This is a genomic window from uncultured Methanobrevibacter sp. (assembly GCF_902788255.1).
GTDB lineage: Archaea > Methanobacteriota > Methanobacteria > Methanobacteriales > Methanobacteriaceae > Methanocatella.
Genome location: NZ_CADAJR010000029.1, coordinates 1 through 14,261, shown reverse-complemented (window position 1 = coordinate 14,261; position 14,261 = coordinate 1). Strand labels below are relative to the sequence as shown.

The 14,261-nt window shown below is 38.0% G+C and carries 17 protein-coding genes and 1 pseudogene; 6 read left to right on the top strand and 12 right to left on the bottom strand.

The features are described from left to right. Nucleotides 1-3 precede the first annotated feature (3 nt). From QZV03_RS08890 to QZV03_RS08880, 3 genes and pseudogenes are all read right to left on the bottom strand, one after another. Complete coding sequence (locus tag QZV03_RS08890; RefSeq protein ID WP_296875972.1) at nt 4-867, bottom strand: 2-oxoacid:ferredoxin oxidoreductase subunit beta; 864 nt, start codon at nt 865-867, stop codon at nt 4-6. Continuing rightward, complete coding sequence (locus QZV03_RS08885) at nt 868-1,998, bottom strand: 2-oxoacid:acceptor oxidoreductase subunit alpha (protein WP_296875970.1); 1,131 nt, start codon at nt 1,996-1,998, stop codon at nt 868-870. 84 nt (nt 1,999-2,082) lie between these two features. Further along, nucleotides 2,083-2,274, bottom strand: a pseudogene (locus QZV03_RS08880) (ferredoxin family protein); the annotation flags it as partial. A 121-nt stretch (nt 2,275-2,395) separates the two neighbouring features. Between QZV03_RS08880 and QZV03_RS08875 the strand changes: the two are divergent. Continuing rightward, nucleotides 2,396-2,887, top strand: a complete 492-nt coding sequence (locus tag QZV03_RS08875) for a fumarate hydratase C-terminal domain-containing protein (RefSeq protein ID WP_296875966.1) — start codon at nt 2,396-2,398, stop codon at nt 2,885-2,887. On the opposite strand, the gene QZV03_RS08870 is transcribed toward QZV03_RS08875, so the two are convergent. Further along, on the bottom strand, nt 2,884-3,459 hold the full coding sequence (locus QZV03_RS08870) for a sugar O-acetyltransferase (RefSeq protein WP_296875964.1): 576 nt from the start codon (nt 3,457-3,459) through the stop codon (nt 2,884-2,886). The genes QZV03_RS08875 and QZV03_RS08870 overlap by 4 nt on opposite strands. A gap of 86 nt (nt 3,460-3,545) precedes the next feature. Further along, nucleotides 3,546-4,280, bottom strand: a complete 735-nt coding sequence (locus QZV03_RS08865; protein WP_296875961.1) for a peptidylprolyl isomerase — start codon at nt 4,278-4,280, stop codon at nt 3,546-3,548. A 191-nt stretch (nt 4,281-4,471) separates the two neighbouring features. Between QZV03_RS08865 and QZV03_RS08860 the strand changes: the two genes are divergently transcribed. Further along, on the top strand, nt 4,472-5,566 hold the full coding sequence (locus tag QZV03_RS08860) for a DUF763 domain-containing protein (RefSeq protein ID WP_296875959.1): 1,095 nt from the start codon (nt 4,472-4,474) through the stop codon (nt 5,564-5,566). Here the strand turns inward: QZV03_RS08860 and QZV03_RS08855 are convergent. From QZV03_RS08855 to QZV03_RS08845, 3 genes are all read right to left on the bottom strand, one after another. Next, entirely contained in the window at nt 5,563-6,102 is a 540-nt protein-coding gene (locus QZV03_RS08855) for a tRNA (cytidine(56)-2'-O)-methyltransferase (protein ID WP_296875957.1), read from the bottom strand. The two genes, QZV03_RS08860 and QZV03_RS08855, sit on opposite strands and share 4 nt — an antisense overlap. A gap of 231 nt (nt 6,103-6,333) precedes the next feature. Next, on the bottom strand, nt 6,334-7,116 hold the full coding sequence (cobS, locus tag QZV03_RS08850) for an adenosylcobinamide-GDP ribazoletransferase (RefSeq protein ID WP_296875955.1): 783 nt from the start codon (nt 7,114-7,116) through the stop codon (nt 6,334-6,336). A gap of 57 nt (nt 7,117-7,173) precedes the next feature. Beyond that, a complete protein-coding gene (locus QZV03_RS08845) occupies nt 7,174-8,238 on the bottom strand; it encodes a phosphatidylglycerophosphatase (RefSeq protein ID WP_296875954.1) in 1,065 nt (354 codons plus the stop codon). A gap of 65 nt (nt 8,239-8,303) precedes the next feature. Here QZV03_RS08845 and larC point away from each other — a divergent pair, with 65 nt between their 5' ends. Together larC and queC are read left to right on the top strand one after the other, a co-directional pair. Beyond that, the gene (gene larC, locus QZV03_RS08840; protein ID WP_296875952.1) at nt 8,304-9,473 is read left to right on the top strand and encodes a nickel pincer cofactor biosynthesis protein LarC; all 1,170 of its coding nucleotides are present in this window, start codon (nt 8,304-8,306) and stop codon (nt 9,471-9,473) included. Beyond that, entirely contained in the window at nt 9,470-10,132 is a 663-nt protein-coding gene (queC, locus tag QZV03_RS08835; protein ID WP_296875950.1) for a 7-cyano-7-deazaguanine synthase QueC, read from the top strand. Before larC ends, queC begins: the two co-directional genes overlap by 4 nt. On the opposite strand, the gene QZV03_RS08830 is transcribed toward queC, so the two are convergent. The 3 genes from QZV03_RS08830 to QZV03_RS08820 form a co-directional block, all read right to left on the bottom strand. Continuing rightward, nucleotides 10,129-10,740 (bottom strand): vWA domain-containing protein, encoded by a 612-nt coding sequence (locus tag QZV03_RS08830; protein ID WP_296875948.1) that lies wholly within the window; start codon nt 10,738-10,740, stop codon nt 10,129-10,131. The two genes, queC and QZV03_RS08830, sit on opposite strands and share 4 nt — an antisense overlap. Nucleotides 10,741-10,854: 114 nt before the next feature. Further along, entirely contained in the window at nt 10,855-11,166 is a 312-nt protein-coding gene (locus QZV03_RS08825) for a transcriptional regulator (RefSeq protein ID WP_296875946.1), read from the bottom strand. 9 nt (nt 11,167-11,175) lie between these two features. Next, nucleotides 11,176-12,189: a M48 family metallopeptidase gene (locus tag QZV03_RS08820; protein WP_296875944.1), complete on the bottom strand. Its 1,014-nt coding sequence runs from the start codon at nt 12,187-12,189 to the stop codon at nt 11,176-11,178. 219 nt (nt 12,190-12,408) lie between these two features. On the opposite strand from QZV03_RS08820, the gene QZV03_RS08815 reads away from it, so the two are divergent. Next, entirely contained in the window at nt 12,409-13,131 is a 723-nt protein-coding gene (locus QZV03_RS08815; RefSeq protein WP_296875943.1) for a DUF4012 domain-containing protein, read from the top strand. Nucleotides 13,132-13,383: 252 nt separating this feature from the next. Beyond that, nucleotides 13,384-13,560: a hypothetical protein gene (locus QZV03_RS08810; protein WP_296875940.1), complete on the top strand. Its 177-nt coding sequence runs from the start codon at nt 13,384-13,386 to the stop codon at nt 13,558-13,560. A 16-nt stretch (nt 13,561-13,576) separates the two neighbouring features. On the opposite strand, the gene QZV03_RS08805 is transcribed toward QZV03_RS08810, so the two are convergent. Next, nucleotides 13,577-14,026, bottom strand: a complete 450-nt coding sequence (locus QZV03_RS08805) for a hypothetical protein (protein WP_296875999.1) — start codon at nt 14,024-14,026, stop codon at nt 13,577-13,579. Nucleotides 14,027-14,261 lie beyond the last annotated feature (235 nt).

Genomic DNA, 14,261 nt, shown 5'->3' with positions numbered 1-14,261 from the left:
CCTCTAAAACTCTGATTCATATGCAGAATTGATAACAGTCTTCTTGCCTGATTTTTCCACACTAATCTTATCAATATTTTCAGTGAATTCGTCTTTTGTGTAGTTTGCAAATTCGCCCACTACAATTTTACCTTCCAATTCTTTAGGCCTCATCCTTTCAGCTGCAGACTTGAATACAGTATTCGCCTTCATCACCGCTGCCATTGCGGTAGGTGTCTTGAGTTTGTTTTTACGTCCGAAGTATGTTGGACATTGGGTTGCAACTTCAATGAATGAGAAACCAGGATTTTTCAAACCGTCCTTAATGGACAATACCAGATTTTCAAGCTGTACTGTAGTCCATCTTGCGGAATAGGTTGCGCCTGCTGCTGCAACAAGTTCGGCCAGTTTGAATGGAGTGTCCTGATTACCGTATGGTGCAGTTGTTCCGAAACTGCCTTTAGGAGATGTTGGACTGATTTGACCACCAGTCATTCCATAAATGTTATTATTGATACATATGACAGTTAAGTTGATGTTTCTTCTTGCCGCATGAATCAGATGGTTTCCACCGATTGATGCTGCATCTCCATCACCTGTGAACACTACAACATCCAAATCCTTGTTTGCAGTCTTTAAACCGGTTGCAAAACTTAACGCTCTTCCGTGTGTAGTGTGCAGTGAGTCACATTTCAGGTAACCTGGTATCCTTGAAGAACATCCGATTCCGGAAACCATTGCAATATTGTCGAAATCCATTTCAGCCTTTTCCATTGCTGCTAAAAATGCATTGATGATTGCACCGTTTCCACAACCCGGACAGAAGATATGAGGTAATCTGTCTTCTCTTAAGTATGGAATAAACCTGTTTTGTTTATGTTCTGACATTTAGTTACCTCCTATTCTTGAAATTTCATCTAATATTTCATCAGGTGTTGGCAATAATCCTCCAATAACGCCCATAAGGTGAACGTTGGCATCCCTTCTAAGAACACGGTCAACCTCATAATACATTTGACCCAGGTTCATCTCGACAACAATTACATCGCTTGCATTTTTTGTTGCCTCTTTTAGCTGTTCATCAGGGAACGGCCATGGAGTGTCAATTTTGACATAACCAACTTTTTGATTGTTTGCTCTTGCTTTTCTTACAGCTTCAATTGCTGATCTTACAGGAGCACCATAGGAAACAATAATGATATCTGCATCTTCACAGTTTTCACTTTTGATTGAGCAGATTTTATCCTTGTTATTTAATACCTTGTCACAGATTCTTTGAATGAGTTTGTCATGGGTTTCAGGATTGTTGGTATCCGGATAACCTCTTTCATCGTGAGTAAGTCCTGTCACGTGAATATTGAATCCATCACCGAATGCAGGCATTGGTGTTGTTCCGTTTTCAATATTTTCAAACGGAAGGTAATCATCACTTTTTTCTGGTCTTTTACGAGGAACGATTTCAATATCGTCATCAACCACTATTTTTTCTCTCATGTGTCCAATTACCTCATCAGCCATTACAAATACAGGGCATCTGTATTCTTCTGCAAGGTTGAATGCCTTAATTGTGAAATCAAAGAATTCCTGAACGCTTGACGGAGACAATGCTATAGGTTCGTAGTCTCCGTGTGATCCCCAACGTGCCTGCATCATGTCTCCCTGTGCGGCCATGGTCGGTTGAGCGGTTGAAGGTGAACCTCTTTGAACATCAACGATAACAATTGGAGTTTCTGTCATGAAGGCATATCCAATATTTTCCTGCATCAATGATATGCCCGGTCCGGATGTTGCGGTCATGGATTTCGCTCCTCCCCATGAACCTCCGATAATGGCTCCTGCTGAAGCAATCTCATCTTCCATCTGAACAAATGAACCTCCAACTTTTGGTAAATCACGGGCTAAAGTTTCGGCAACTTCAGTAGATGGAGTAATTGGATAACCTGCAAAGAATCTGCATCCTGCAGTTATTGCCCCTTTAGCACATGCTTCATTTCCTTGAATAAAAAATTCTTCTGACATTTCTAACACCTACTTTTTCCCCTTTGCAAAATTAGGATTGAAATTCAAATCATTGTCATCGCTCATCCACCAGTTTTCAGGCAAATCCACAGTGATTGCCTGGTCCGGACATGCAACTTCACAAGTGCCGCACTTAGTACATCTGTCTTCAAACTTGACATACGGCAATTGGACCCCTTTCTTGTTTACATCAGGAGATATCGCATATACGTTTTTGTAGCACATGAATAAGCAAAGATGACATCCTTTACATAGTTCTTCGTCAATAATAATCAATTTAAAATCTCCTTAAATTCTTGATAACTTAATCTAGAATGTATTATATTTATGTTAATAAACATTTAAATATCTTATCTAAATTAGAAAATTTTTTAAAATTTGAAGAAAAATTATAATTATGAAAAATTTAACTACACCAATTATCGATGAAGATTTAGTTGACTTGAAGGTTGGTGATGAGATAACAGTTTCGGGAACAATCTATACCGGACGTGATGCCGCCCTGCCACAGCTTGTAGAACTGATTGAAAAGGGCGAGGTTCCGTTTGACCTGAATGGTGCAGCCATAATGCATACCGCATTCAGTGATGCGGGAATTGCACCGACAACCAGCAGTAAAGTGGAAATAGAATCAACAATACCTGCCTTAAGCGAAAGCGGTGTTAAAATACATATAGGAAAGGGAATGTTGAGCGACAAGACACTTGAAAGTCTTGATGAGAACAAATCCCTCTTTGTCATAACCCCTCCGGTAGCCGCACTTCTCACAAGCAAGGTTCTTCAAAAGAAATGTGTGCTTTTCGAATGGGAAGGAATGGAGGCCATGTATGAACTTAAGGTCGACAAGATTCCCGGCATCGTTGCCATAAAAGATGGAAAAAGAATCTAATCTGTCTTGACATCCCGAATATACTTGGCGGGAACGCCGGCAACAATTGTGTTTTCGGCCACATCCTTTGTAACGACCGCACCTGCACCTACAATAGCCCCGTCACCAATTGTAACGCCTGGAGTGATTGTGACGCTTGATCCAATCCACACGCCATTTCCTATTTTAACAGGTGAAGGAACCAGATTGCCCCTTTTGGCAGGATTTTCTTCATGGTTGAGTGTAGCTATAACCACATTATGTCCGATTAGAACATCATCACCTATATAGATTCCTCCCTGGTCCTGGAATCTGCATCCTGAATTGATGAAAACGTTTTTTCCCAGATGAATGTTTTTTCCAAAGTCGGTGGTGAATGGCGGGAAAAGTCTGAAGTCATCGCTTACCTCTGAACCAATCAGCCTTGAAAACAGTTGCCTGATTTCATCAAAATCATGATAGGCGTAGTTAATTTCACAGGTTATCTTTTGTGCCTCTTGAGAATAATAGTTACATGCTTCAGCAGCATCCATATCCATTTCCAATGTTTTAGCGTCATTGAAAATTTCTAAAAGTTTATCCAATTCTAACATGAATTAGACTATGTAAAAAATACTATATTAAAATTATTGTAAAAAAAAGTAAGGGATGAGTTATTGAAATAACTCAAAATGTTTATCTATTCTTCGTCTTCTTCGTCGTCGGATTCTTCTCTTTTTTCGAATTCATCTACGAAGTTAACTTTGGTAATTTCTTCGATGTTGTCCCAGATATCTTTAGCGATTCTGAATCTAGCAAAAGTGATGTCCATGTAGGATTGTTGATCGAATTTTGCCATTTCATCTAATTTGATGTTTGCAACACCGTCGACGATGTCGATTTCGGTTTTATCAATGTCAACATTAGGGTTGGAGTAGTGTAACTCAATCATACTTTTGATTTTTTCTTCTTCATCTTCGATGATTTCAGTTACTTCAACATCGTAAACTAAGTCTTTTCCTGCTAATTCGTGGTTGAAGTCAACTTTTACTCTTCCACCGTTGACGGTTAAGATTTTACCGGTTGCACCTTCGGATTGGATTCTCATACCTTTAACCGGAGTCATACCTTGTTTTTTGAATTCTCTCATAGGTACTAATTGGATTAATGATGGGTCTCTAGGACCGAATGCGTTTTCAGCATCCACTTCGATGGTTTTTTTGTCACCTTGATCTAATCCAATGATTGCTTCTTCAATAGCAGGTAATAAGTGGTTTCCACCTACAACAATAGGGATTGCTTTGTAAGTTTTGTTTTCATCGAAAATTCCAGCTTCTTGTGCAATTTCATCATAAGTAGTATCAAATACGTCTTCAGTTTCTTTTATTTTACCAGTAAAGTTTACTCTTACAAAATCTCCGTTATTTACAGCCATAATATTAGCTCCTTTATAATTTTGATTAAATAATTTGTTAATAAATATAACATTAATAATTTTAGTAACCATTACTTATTAAAGTTTTGTTTATAAGACAATATCGAAGTGAACTTGAAGATTTAGAAAAAATTAATTACCAAATGCTCTCGGTAAAAAAACTAATATATATAATAAACATATTACCATTCATGAAAAGAAGAGGGTCAGTCAATTTGCCACTGCACGGAGGCCATCCTCCAAGCTGGTTATTTTCAAGAATGGTTAAGTTATCCGGAGCATTGGCCTCAGTAATCATTGAGGAGTATAGCCTAGAGGAATTCTTGAATCGTATTTCAAATCCTTACTGGTTTCAGGCATTTTCATGTGTTTTGGGTTTTGACTGGCACTCTTCAGGAACAACCACAACCACATTAGGTGCCCTTAAGGCATCACTTACTCCCGAAGAGCATGGAATCTATCTCACCGGAGGAAAAGGAGCAAAATCCAGAAAAACACCAAAGGGAATCGAACATGCAGGAGAGGTTTTCAATCTTCGAACAAAAACCGTGGAAAAACTTGTTGAGACAAGCAAACTGTCCGCCAAAATCGACAATTCCTGTATTCAGGACGGATACACACTATATCAGCACAATTTCTTTGTAACCGAAAAGGGAGACTGGGCAGTAGTCCAGCAGGGCCTCAACACCCAAAACAAGTATGCCCGACGTTACCACTGGTTGGGCAGCGAAGTTGACCAATTACTAAATGACCCTCACAGCGGAATATCCTGTGACATGAAAACTCCCAATACATTGAACATGTCCTCCAAGGACAGTGAGAATGCTCAAAAAATTAGTGTTGATTTGATTAACGACAATCCAAACCATTTAAGACAATACTTTAAAAGAAAGGACAACCAATTGCTTTTGGAGGATTTTACACTGCCCCCACATCATCCGGTCCTTGACATGGACATTTCGGACAAGGAATTTGAAGTCCTGACACGTGCCTGGGAAATCCAGCCCGAAAACTATGAGGAACTGATTTTATTAAAGGGAATAGGTCCCAAAAAAATAAGGGCACTTGCGTTGATTTCCGATTTGGTCTATGGTGAGCCTGCAAGCTGGAAAGACCCGGTCAAGTACAGCTTCACCCACGGAGGAAAGGACGGTTTTCCATATCCAGTCGATCAGGAAGTCTATGACCATTCAATTGAAACCATGCGTGATGCAATAGAGCAGGCACGCCTAAAAAAAGATGAAAAACTGAAAGCAATTAAGAGATTGGATGATTTCATCTCTTAACGGTTTTCGTTGTGAACATTAACGTTTTTACCATGTGCAGTAGGTATTACTTCAAGTACTGGATTTTCAAACTCCAAATCGAATTCCTTACCATCCATCAGAAGGTGCTGGAACACTGCAAGGGAAGAAACCTCTGAGTGTGGCTGTGTTGTGACTGAGACATTCCAGTCAGCTGCCTTATAAACCTTTCCCGGAACCTTTGAACCTCCGACAATTATCAGAATGTCAGATCCGTCTTCACGGATTTCCGGTGCGACCTCATGCGCCTGTGAACCGTACATGGTCAAATGGACAACTTTTCCACCATTGTCTTTCCAGTTGTTGATGACACCCATATATCCTTCGGCATATTCAACTTCAAAATTTCCTCCGAATCTTGAAGCAGTATCCCTTACATTTTCCATCAATCGATTGTCACGCTCTCCGGCAAGGTATATCTTGCTTGCACCGAATGCACGGGCAGTCAAACATACATGGGTTGTTATACGAGTATCTCTCTTCAGTCTGTGGTCTAATCTTAAAACATTAACATTCATATTATCAGTTTAATTATTACTAACTGAAAATATATAAATTTGATGAGAACAACCACTAAAAAAAAATTATATTAGGGAGGTGATTCCTTTGTTGCATTGTTTCAATTGATTTAATATGGGATGAAGGTTTGAATACATGTGGTAATTCTCATCACTACTAGTTTCAACTCCTTAGTATATAAACTAATGCTTTATTAGACTGCAATATTGATTTGAAGTTGTTAAAATTACTTATAAGAAAAACAAAGCAACTGTCATGAAAAGCAATGACAATAAACGTCCTACCTCATTGCTCATTCCCAAAACATCCCCATTGGCAAGGACAAAATTCCTTTTTGCAATGGTTGCTATGATGATTCCGGATACCATTGCACCTATTACGCCACAAACGCCTGCAAGTCCTCCAAGAATATATGCAATGATTGCTATGATTGCAGTAGATGCAATATAATTTGACGGACGAGTTTCATTTATAAAATAGCTACCTATTCCAGGTGTCAATGGATTTGACAACAATGCGGTTGTTAGAAGAGATGTTTTTGCAGTCATTTCACAAATCACAATTCCCATGATAAAATGATAGTCAAGAATGTTGTAGATTCCGGCAATTGTAAGGCTTGCAACAATAAACAGTGTTGCCATTCCTCCCGCACCTACAGAAGAGTCCTTCATGACACGGATTTTCTTTTCAGGTTCACCATGCACCATCACACCGTCTGCCATATCCATAACACCGTCAAGGTGATTGTAACCGGTCAGTATCATCAGGAACGCATAGACAATCGCTGCGGTGAAAAATGAATTCAGATGCAGAATTTCCAATGAAACATATCCGCATATTGCCGCCAATATCCCCACAAACAAATGCAGAAACGGCCAGCACCAAGTCAATTTGGTCATGTACTCAATTGAGGTGAAAACATTGATCGGCAGTATTGTAGAGAATGTCAAAAGCCCCAAAAGTGATTTAATCGGTGAAAATTCCTCATCTTCAAAGTAACTGTCATCTTCCATAAATATTCCTCAAAATATAATATAATCAAATATATTATAGTCCCTAATATTAATTTATTATGATTCAAATATTTTTGAAACGCATCCTGCAATCAGGCCAGCAAATGCGTCATCAATTATTTGAGGCAAACCCCAAATTATTCCAGGTTTTGCTTCAATATATCTCCTGTAATTCAAAACCGCCTTTGTTCCGGCAATCTGATTGGCAATGGCAAAGCCTAACACCTCATCGGAATAGACATAATCTGAAGTATCAAATTCACGAATCCTGTTGGCTCTGAAATCCTCTTCCAGCCTCATTGCTGAAGCCAAAAGCATGACCACATTAATGTCGGATAGTGATTTGAGAATCTGTGATTCCATCCTGTCGGTCAACTCGGGAGTTATATCATCATCACTGACAAGCTCCATTCCCGCCTCGACTAGATCTCCTATCAGTATTCCCTGCGAAACGAGATAATCCAGAATGCCGAAGGTCAGGCCAAGCTTTTCAAATGCATCCTCAATGCTTATCTCGACAGCATCAGCAATCCTCATTTTCAGTTCATCAAAATCAATATCATCATACTCGGCATTGTTTATGTCCAGCTCACCGTCGCCTTCAGGAATGTTTGAAAGAACGGCAAGAAAATCATCAGTGTTTAAGATATTTTGAATATGCAGGGGCAGTGCCATATCCGCCAATACCTTGGCCTTTGTGGCGGTTACTGTCCTGAATATCTTAAGAAGAATTTTCGGAGACAGCACCTTATCAATGTAGATAACATTGCTCAGATTGATTCTGGCGTCCGCAAATCCCTTTGGAGAGTTTGCAACCTTCAAGTCATCTGTGAAGTTTTCAAGTGCAATATCATTTTCCATGAATGTGAAAATGGACAAGTCATCATATGTATTATAAAAATAGTTTAAAGATTCGGTTGCCTGCGCTATATATGAACCTTCTGACTGGTTGAATGTTTCGGCACGCTTGGCTGTGGCCTTGAATTCATTTTTTGATTTTACTATATTAACATTTTCAATAATGTCGATTCCGTCACTGACGGTAAAGTCGCTGAATGCCAAAAAGTGATTTGGATTATTGATGCAAAGTCCGTAATCCTTTTCTGTGATATTGATTTTCATGTGCTAATATATATTAATTATTTAATTTAAAATTATATTATAATCTAAAAAAGGACTTATCTATTATGACAATAATTATTGACCCACAATCCAGTGGAATTGCAGGAAATATGTTAATTGGCGCTTTTGTTGATTTGGGTGCTGATGAAAACAGAATCAAGGAAATAATGGAAAAATCAGCATACGAATTCGGCAAAGTGAATGTTGAGTTTAAAAAAGTTTCAAAGCATGGCATCCAGTCCACATTCTGCCATGTGGAAATGCTGGAACACAATCATTCAATTAATTTTAAGGATTTCATATCAAAAATCGAGAATCTGGATATCGAAAGTGATGTTAAAGAAACTTCAATAAAAATATTCGAAAGAATTGCCAAAGCCGAATCCAAAGTCCACGGCAAAAGTCTGGATGAAGTTCACTTTCATGAAGTCGGAGCAAGCGATGCAGTGGCTGACGTGATAGGTTCTGTTTATGCTTACTACAGTTTAGGCTATGACAGTCAAAAAGTCATTGGCCTTCCAATAGCTGTCGGCGGAGGAAGAGTCAAAACAGCCCATGGCACAATACCGGTTCCTGCCCCTGCAGTGGTTGAGATATTGAATGATGCAAACATTGTCGGAGGTCCTGTTGACAGTGAACTTGCAACCCCTACCGGCGCTGCAATATACATGGAATTGTGCGATGAGATTTCCCAATTCATCCCCCTCACAAAGGCTAAAAATGTGGGTTATGGTGCAGGAAGAAAGGATTTTGACCACCCTAATGTTTTAAGAATAATTGAAAGTGATGACATCGCCGAAAACGATAGTGTTGACGTTATCGAAACCAACATCGATCACCTAACCGGTGAAGAGATAGGATATCTCTTTGATGTTCTTTTAGAATCCGGCGCAAGCGATGTTTCAATTACTCCAATCATCATGAAGAAAAACCGTCAGGGAAGTCTTTTGAAGGTTATTTCCAAAAAAGATAAAAGAGAAGTAATTTTAGACACCATATTTAAAGAGACTGGAAGTCTGGGAATTAGAATTGCTCCTCATATCCATAGGGGAATAACCAAACGTGAGTTTGTCAAAAAGACCTTTGAAATTGACGGCAAGGACTATGAAGTAACATTTAAGGTTGCCTACATCAACGACACTGTCATCTCAAAAAGACCCGAATATGAAGACTTAAAAAGAATTGCACGTGACACAGGTTTGGCCTTAAGGGACGTTAAAGAGTTGGTTGGATGAAAAAAGCAATTTCAGTAATGTCAGGAGGCCTTGACTGCACCGTTGCAACCGCAGTCTACAGTAAAGATTATGAGATTCATGCGATTACCTTTGATTATGGTCAAAAGGCAGCCACACAGGAAATCAGGGCTTCAAAAGAGATTTGTGAAAGGATGGGATGGAGTCATGAAGTAATTGAATTGGATTGGCTTTCAAGAATAAGCAATTCAAGCCTCAATACAGATGATGACATTCCCAAAGTCGATGAAAATGATTTGGACGACTTGGATAAAAGTAGCGAAACCGCAAGCAATGTTTGGGTTCCTGCAAGAAATACCGTTTTTACATCAATTGCCCTTTCATATGCCGAAAGCATTGGTGCTGAAATAATCATTGTTGGTTGGAACGGTGAGGAAGGAGCTACATTTCCAGACAATTCAAAAGAGTATCTTGATGAATTCAATAATCTGATAAGTGTAGGTTCACCTGAAAAAATAAGGATTGAAGCACCTGCCATCGAACTTGACAAGGAGGAAATCGTCAAGCTTGGCCTCGATGTAGGCGCTCCAATGGAATTAAGCTATTCCTGCTATAAGGGAGAGGAAATCCCATGTGGCGTTTGTGAAAGTTGCATGAGACGCAAACGTGCATTTAAAAAAATGGGACTTGAATATGACTAGTCATATTTTTCCAGTCGTTTTTTCCAATTAACCTTATCCATGTCCACATCCGCTCTTAAGCAACATGAAACATCTGAAAGTGCACCATAAACGTCATCAATGCCTTCCCTTGTTTTCTTATAATTCGCTATACGAGACCTTTTGATTCCAATTTGACTGGCTTCAGCGTAGGAATCGATATCCGCTCCAATATAAATAAATTCCCAATCATGATTGTTAATCAGATTGCTGATTTGCTGTTTTGAATATTCCCTTGAAGAGTTTTCCATCCCATCAGTCATTATAACGAACATTACTTTGTTGTCTATTTCTTTATCCAAGGTGTTGATTGTTTTTCCTATAGCATCCAAAAGTGCTGTGCATCCCCTTACCCAATATTCGTTACGTGTTAGTTTTGCCACATCATTAATGTCCCTTCTGGTGTATAATACTTCGTAATGGTCATCGAAAAGAACTGTAGTTACGCGAGTGTTTGGATTGTTTTCCCTTTCCCTTTCGATAAATGAGTTGAATCCTCCGATTGTATCATCTTCTGAACCACTTATAGATCCGCTTCTGTCCATTACAAATACCAAATCCAAGTTTTCATTTTGAGGTGCTTTGTTCATACTATCACTCCTGTTTATTATATGTTGTTAAGTTGTGTTTAACTTACACACAATATATTAACAAGAAGAAGTATATAAAGTTTTTGGTGATGAAAAAAAACAGCAAAAAAATAGTTAATCAATTTTATCAAGGTATTCCAAGCCATCCTCTGTTAACCTGTAGAGACGACCTTTTCTTATTTTAGGATTAAGACATTCAACAAGGTCTTTATCCTTCAATTGCCTCAATACAGTGGAAATATGATTCTGCAAAATGCCACTGTCATGAGCAATCTCTTTTGGCATCTTAACATCGTTTCCAATTGCCTTGAATGCACGTTTCCTGTAAGTTGACCTGTTGATGAATTTAATCATTTTTTCCTCTTCAGTTAATTCCTCTACTTCCTCTTCAACGATTTCTTCATCCTTAACTTCCTTTTCATCCATAATATCACTTTAAAGTTTATTTCCACAGTTTATGCAAAATGCATCTCCAGGATTAACAGAAGTGCCGCATTTACTGCATTTTAACTCAACATCAAATTTTGCCCCACAGTTGGTGCAGAACTTATCGTCAACTCCCGCCTTGGCACCGCAGTTCTGACAGAACCTGACATCACCGGCGACAAGATGTGAATCCATAAACTCATCTTTAGGCTTAGGAGTTTCACCCAGAACAGGTCCTGAATAAAAATCGGCCCCGTTATCGATTTCATGAACAAGCTCATTCATTGCAGCTATCCTTTTTGAATCAGCAGGATGCGTAGAAAAAAAGTCGTGCTCATTAGAATTCTGATTGGCCATTGACTGCCAAAATGAAGGAATGTGTGAAATATCATATCCTGCCCAATGGATTATAAGCATGCCTAAACGGTCAGCTTCAAGTTCCTGGTCTCTTCCCCACGGATTCATCAGTAAAAACTGGGAGCCCACAGTTGCAACATTGGTGGCCGCCCTTGTCAGACTTCCAAGACCTCCCAAACCGACCAGATCCATAGCGATACTACCAATCCACGCTGCAGAGGTTAATGCATTTTGAGCATTCTGGGCGCTAATTCTAGTTCTTGAATGATCCAGAAGAGCATGCGCCATTTCATGGCCCAATATAAATGCAACCTTCTCCTCAGTGTTTGCAAGTGATAGAATACCTGAAAACATGACGATTTTACCACCAGGCATGCAGAATGCGTTTACAGTATTATCTGCAACCAAATGAAAATCCCAATCGTAATAATCCTCCACATAATCCAATCTCCCAATTTTAGAGAGATACTCCTCAACAGCATGAATCAATCTTACCGCAACGTTTCTGACGATTTGACCATCCTGAGTATTATCCAAAAGCTGGGACTGATTAATCATTCCATAATATTCGTTATATGAATCTTGAAGGAACTTATCATCATTTACCATGTCAAAATGTGATTTTCCTGTAAAAGGATTTATGCTGCTTCTATCATCCTTTGCCATAATATTGTTTATTAATAGATTGTGTATAAATACCTTTTCAATTAATTTAAAGACATTATAAATATATTTTTTAAAAAATTCAGTAAAAATGAGTAAATTTCAATAATATTTATATATACATAATTCTCAAAGATATCTAATGAGAACAATTTTATTGTATCTTATAGTTTAGAAATTTAATTCTATACAAATTATCAAAATTAATGCGTGGGAATTAAAATGAATAGAACAAAAAAATTAATAATAGCTATTCTTTTAGTTGTTCTTGTAGGACTATTAGCTTCAATTTACGGAGCATTAAATTCCGGTCCTGATTTAACACAAGAAAACAAGGATATTCTTATATTGGCTGCAGATAAATACGAACAGTCAAACGGTGGAGTGGACATGGCTTTCATGATCCATTTGGAAAACGGAAGTTTCAAAAATTACACTCCAATTTATCCAGGTGACATGACACACCCAACACAGCCCGCATCAAGTGCCCTTGGTGGGGGAAAGATGTTCATGCACGACAGTCTCTATGACGGCATTGATGACGGTATGCAATATGCAAAAGAGATTGTTGAAGCAAACACCAATTTCACACCTGATGCAGTTGTTTTAGTATATGATGAAGCGGTTGACAATGTTATCAACTCGGTGCGTCCACTAAAGGTTGATGGAGTGGAAACTAACTTAAGTGCAACAGACATTATCCGTGAAAACGACGCATATAACGGTTATGCAGGTAACGAGGGAGTTACCGGAACCATGTCAAGAGGAGATGCAGTAATGGTGCTTGTAAAAGCGCTTGCACAAGCGGCTGCAAATCCGGATAAAAAAGCCACAATGATGAAGGCCGCTTTAGATGAATATTCCAAAGGTAATATCGTAATGAAACCTGAAGGTTCATTTACTAAATTAATGGCTACAAAAGGAATAGAAAGTATCGGATCGTAAACAAATCTTTAAAGGATTATTTTTAATTCTTTAAAGTACTTTTTTATTTTTATAATTTTTAATATTACATCCCTTTCAGACAATTAATTATATTAAATTGTCATGAAAGAAAATTGATTTTTACATTAAAAAACTGATTTTAAATACTTTTGTAATCAAAATAATGGACGAAGTTTTATATTTCGAATTAAATCAATACTTATATATAGATTTAAATACTTTTCAATCAATAGATTTAGACAGGTGATATAAATGCACAAGATTTGTCCAAGGTGCGGGTCTAAAAAGGTTAAATGGATTATTCCCCAAAACTGGTCCAAATGGGTTTGTTATGACTGCGATTATACAGGCCCAATCATAGAGGGAAACGATGATTTGGCGGAAGAAATTCATGAAAACTATCTAAAATCACAAAATGAGAATGAATAATATATATCTGGAGTAGTTAGACTACTCCATGAGCTAATTTTTTAATTTTATTTCTAAGCAGCAGCCAGACTATTCCGGAACCCGCCAGCAATATGATAAAGACCCACATAAATGATGCCAAACCATTAATAGGAATGAAATTCAAAAGCATTGTCTGCTCATTAATTGTTTCTGGAAATGCACTTGCGAATAATCCTGCAAAAATTTCAGAAATTGCAGTTGCGGTAAACATTACACCCATCATCAGAGTGGTGTATTTTTTTGGAGCCAATTTTGAAATGAAACTTAATGCAATAGGCATCACCAACAATTCTCCAACAACCAGGAATATGGAAAACAATAGAATCCATACCATATGTATTTTAACCGCTCCTCCAGAGACATATAGGGACATCAACAGCATTACAAATGCCAATGATGTGATGATTAAACCATATCCGAACTTAGAAATTGAAGAAGGTTCCATATTTCTATCTGAAAGCATTGAAATGAATCTTATAAGAATCGGACCAATGAATAACTATTAGAGAATGAAGAGTGTAAAGGGATATTAATACACTGCAAGTTATTGCAAAAAATCGTAGATTATACTAGATAATTCAAAAAAATTTAATTACTGTGATTAAAAAATTATTATTCATGAACATCAAAGCACCCATAATTATGGAGTTAATTTTCATCGCGATTTCTGTTTTGATATA

What these genes read in the sequence shown, in the direction of transcription:
- QZV03_RS08845 (WP_296875954.1), bottom strand. Translation starts at nt 8,238, where the DNA reads ATGAAAATCAATATCACAGAAAAGGATTACGGACTTTGCATCAATAAT.
- QZV03_RS08890 (WP_296875972.1), bottom strand. Translation starts at nt 867, where the DNA reads ATGTCAGAACATAAACAAAACAGGTTTATTCCATACTTAAGAGAAGAC.
- QZV03_RS08860 (WP_296875959.1), top strand. Translation starts at nt 4,472, where the DNA reads ATGAAAAGAAGAGGGTCAGTCAATTTGCCACTGCACGGAGGCCATCCT.
- cobS (WP_296875955.1), bottom strand. Translation starts at nt 7,116, where the DNA reads ATGGAAGATGACAGTTACTTTGAAGATGAGGAATTTTCACCGATTAAA.
- larC (WP_296875952.1), top strand. Translation starts at nt 8,304, where the DNA reads ATGACAATAATTATTGACCCACAATCCAGTGGAATTGCAGGAAATATG.
- QZV03_RS08870 (WP_296875964.1), bottom strand. Translation starts at nt 3,459, where the DNA reads ATGTTAGAATTGGATAAACTTTTAGAAATTTTCAATGACGCTAAAACA.
- QZV03_RS08855 (WP_296875957.1), bottom strand. Translation starts at nt 6,102, where the DNA reads ATGAATGTTAATGTTTTAAGATTAGACCACAGACTGAAGAGAGATACT.
- QZV03_RS08885 (WP_296875970.1), bottom strand. Translation starts at nt 1,998, where the DNA reads ATGTCAGAAGAATTTTTTATTCAAGGAAATGAAGCATGTGCTAAAGGG.
- QZV03_RS08875 (WP_296875966.1), top strand. Translation starts at nt 2,396, where the DNA reads ATGAAAAATTTAACTACACCAATTATCGATGAAGATTTAGTTGACTTG.
- QZV03_RS08830 (WP_296875948.1), bottom strand. Translation starts at nt 10,740, where the DNA reads ATGAACAAAGCACCTCAAAATGAAAACTTGGATTTGGTATTTGTAATG.
- QZV03_RS08865 (WP_296875961.1), bottom strand. Translation starts at nt 4,280, where the DNA reads ATGGCTGTAAATAACGGAGATTTTGTAAGAGTAAACTTTACTGGTAAA.
- queC (WP_296875950.1), top strand. Translation starts at nt 9,470, where the DNA reads ATGAAAAAAGCAATTTCAGTAATGTCAGGAGGCCTTGACTGCACCGTT.
- QZV03_RS08825 (WP_296875946.1), bottom strand. Translation starts at nt 11,166, where the DNA reads ATGGATGAAAAGGAAGTTAAGGATGAAGAAATCGTTGAAGAGGAAGTA.
- QZV03_RS08820 (WP_296875944.1), bottom strand. Translation starts at nt 12,189, where the DNA reads ATGGCAAAGGATGATAGAAGCAGCATAAATCCTTTTACAGGAAAATCA.
- QZV03_RS08810 (WP_296875940.1), top strand. Translation starts at nt 13,384, where the DNA reads ATGCACAAGATTTGTCCAAGGTGCGGGTCTAAAAAGGTTAAATGGATT.
- QZV03_RS08805 (WP_296875999.1), bottom strand. Translation starts at nt 14,026, where the DNA reads ATGGAACCTTCTTCAATTTCTAAGTTCGGATATGGTTTAATCATCACA.
- QZV03_RS08815 (WP_296875943.1), top strand. Translation starts at nt 12,409, where the DNA reads ATGAATAGAACAAAAAAATTAATAATAGCTATTCTTTTAGTTGTTCTT.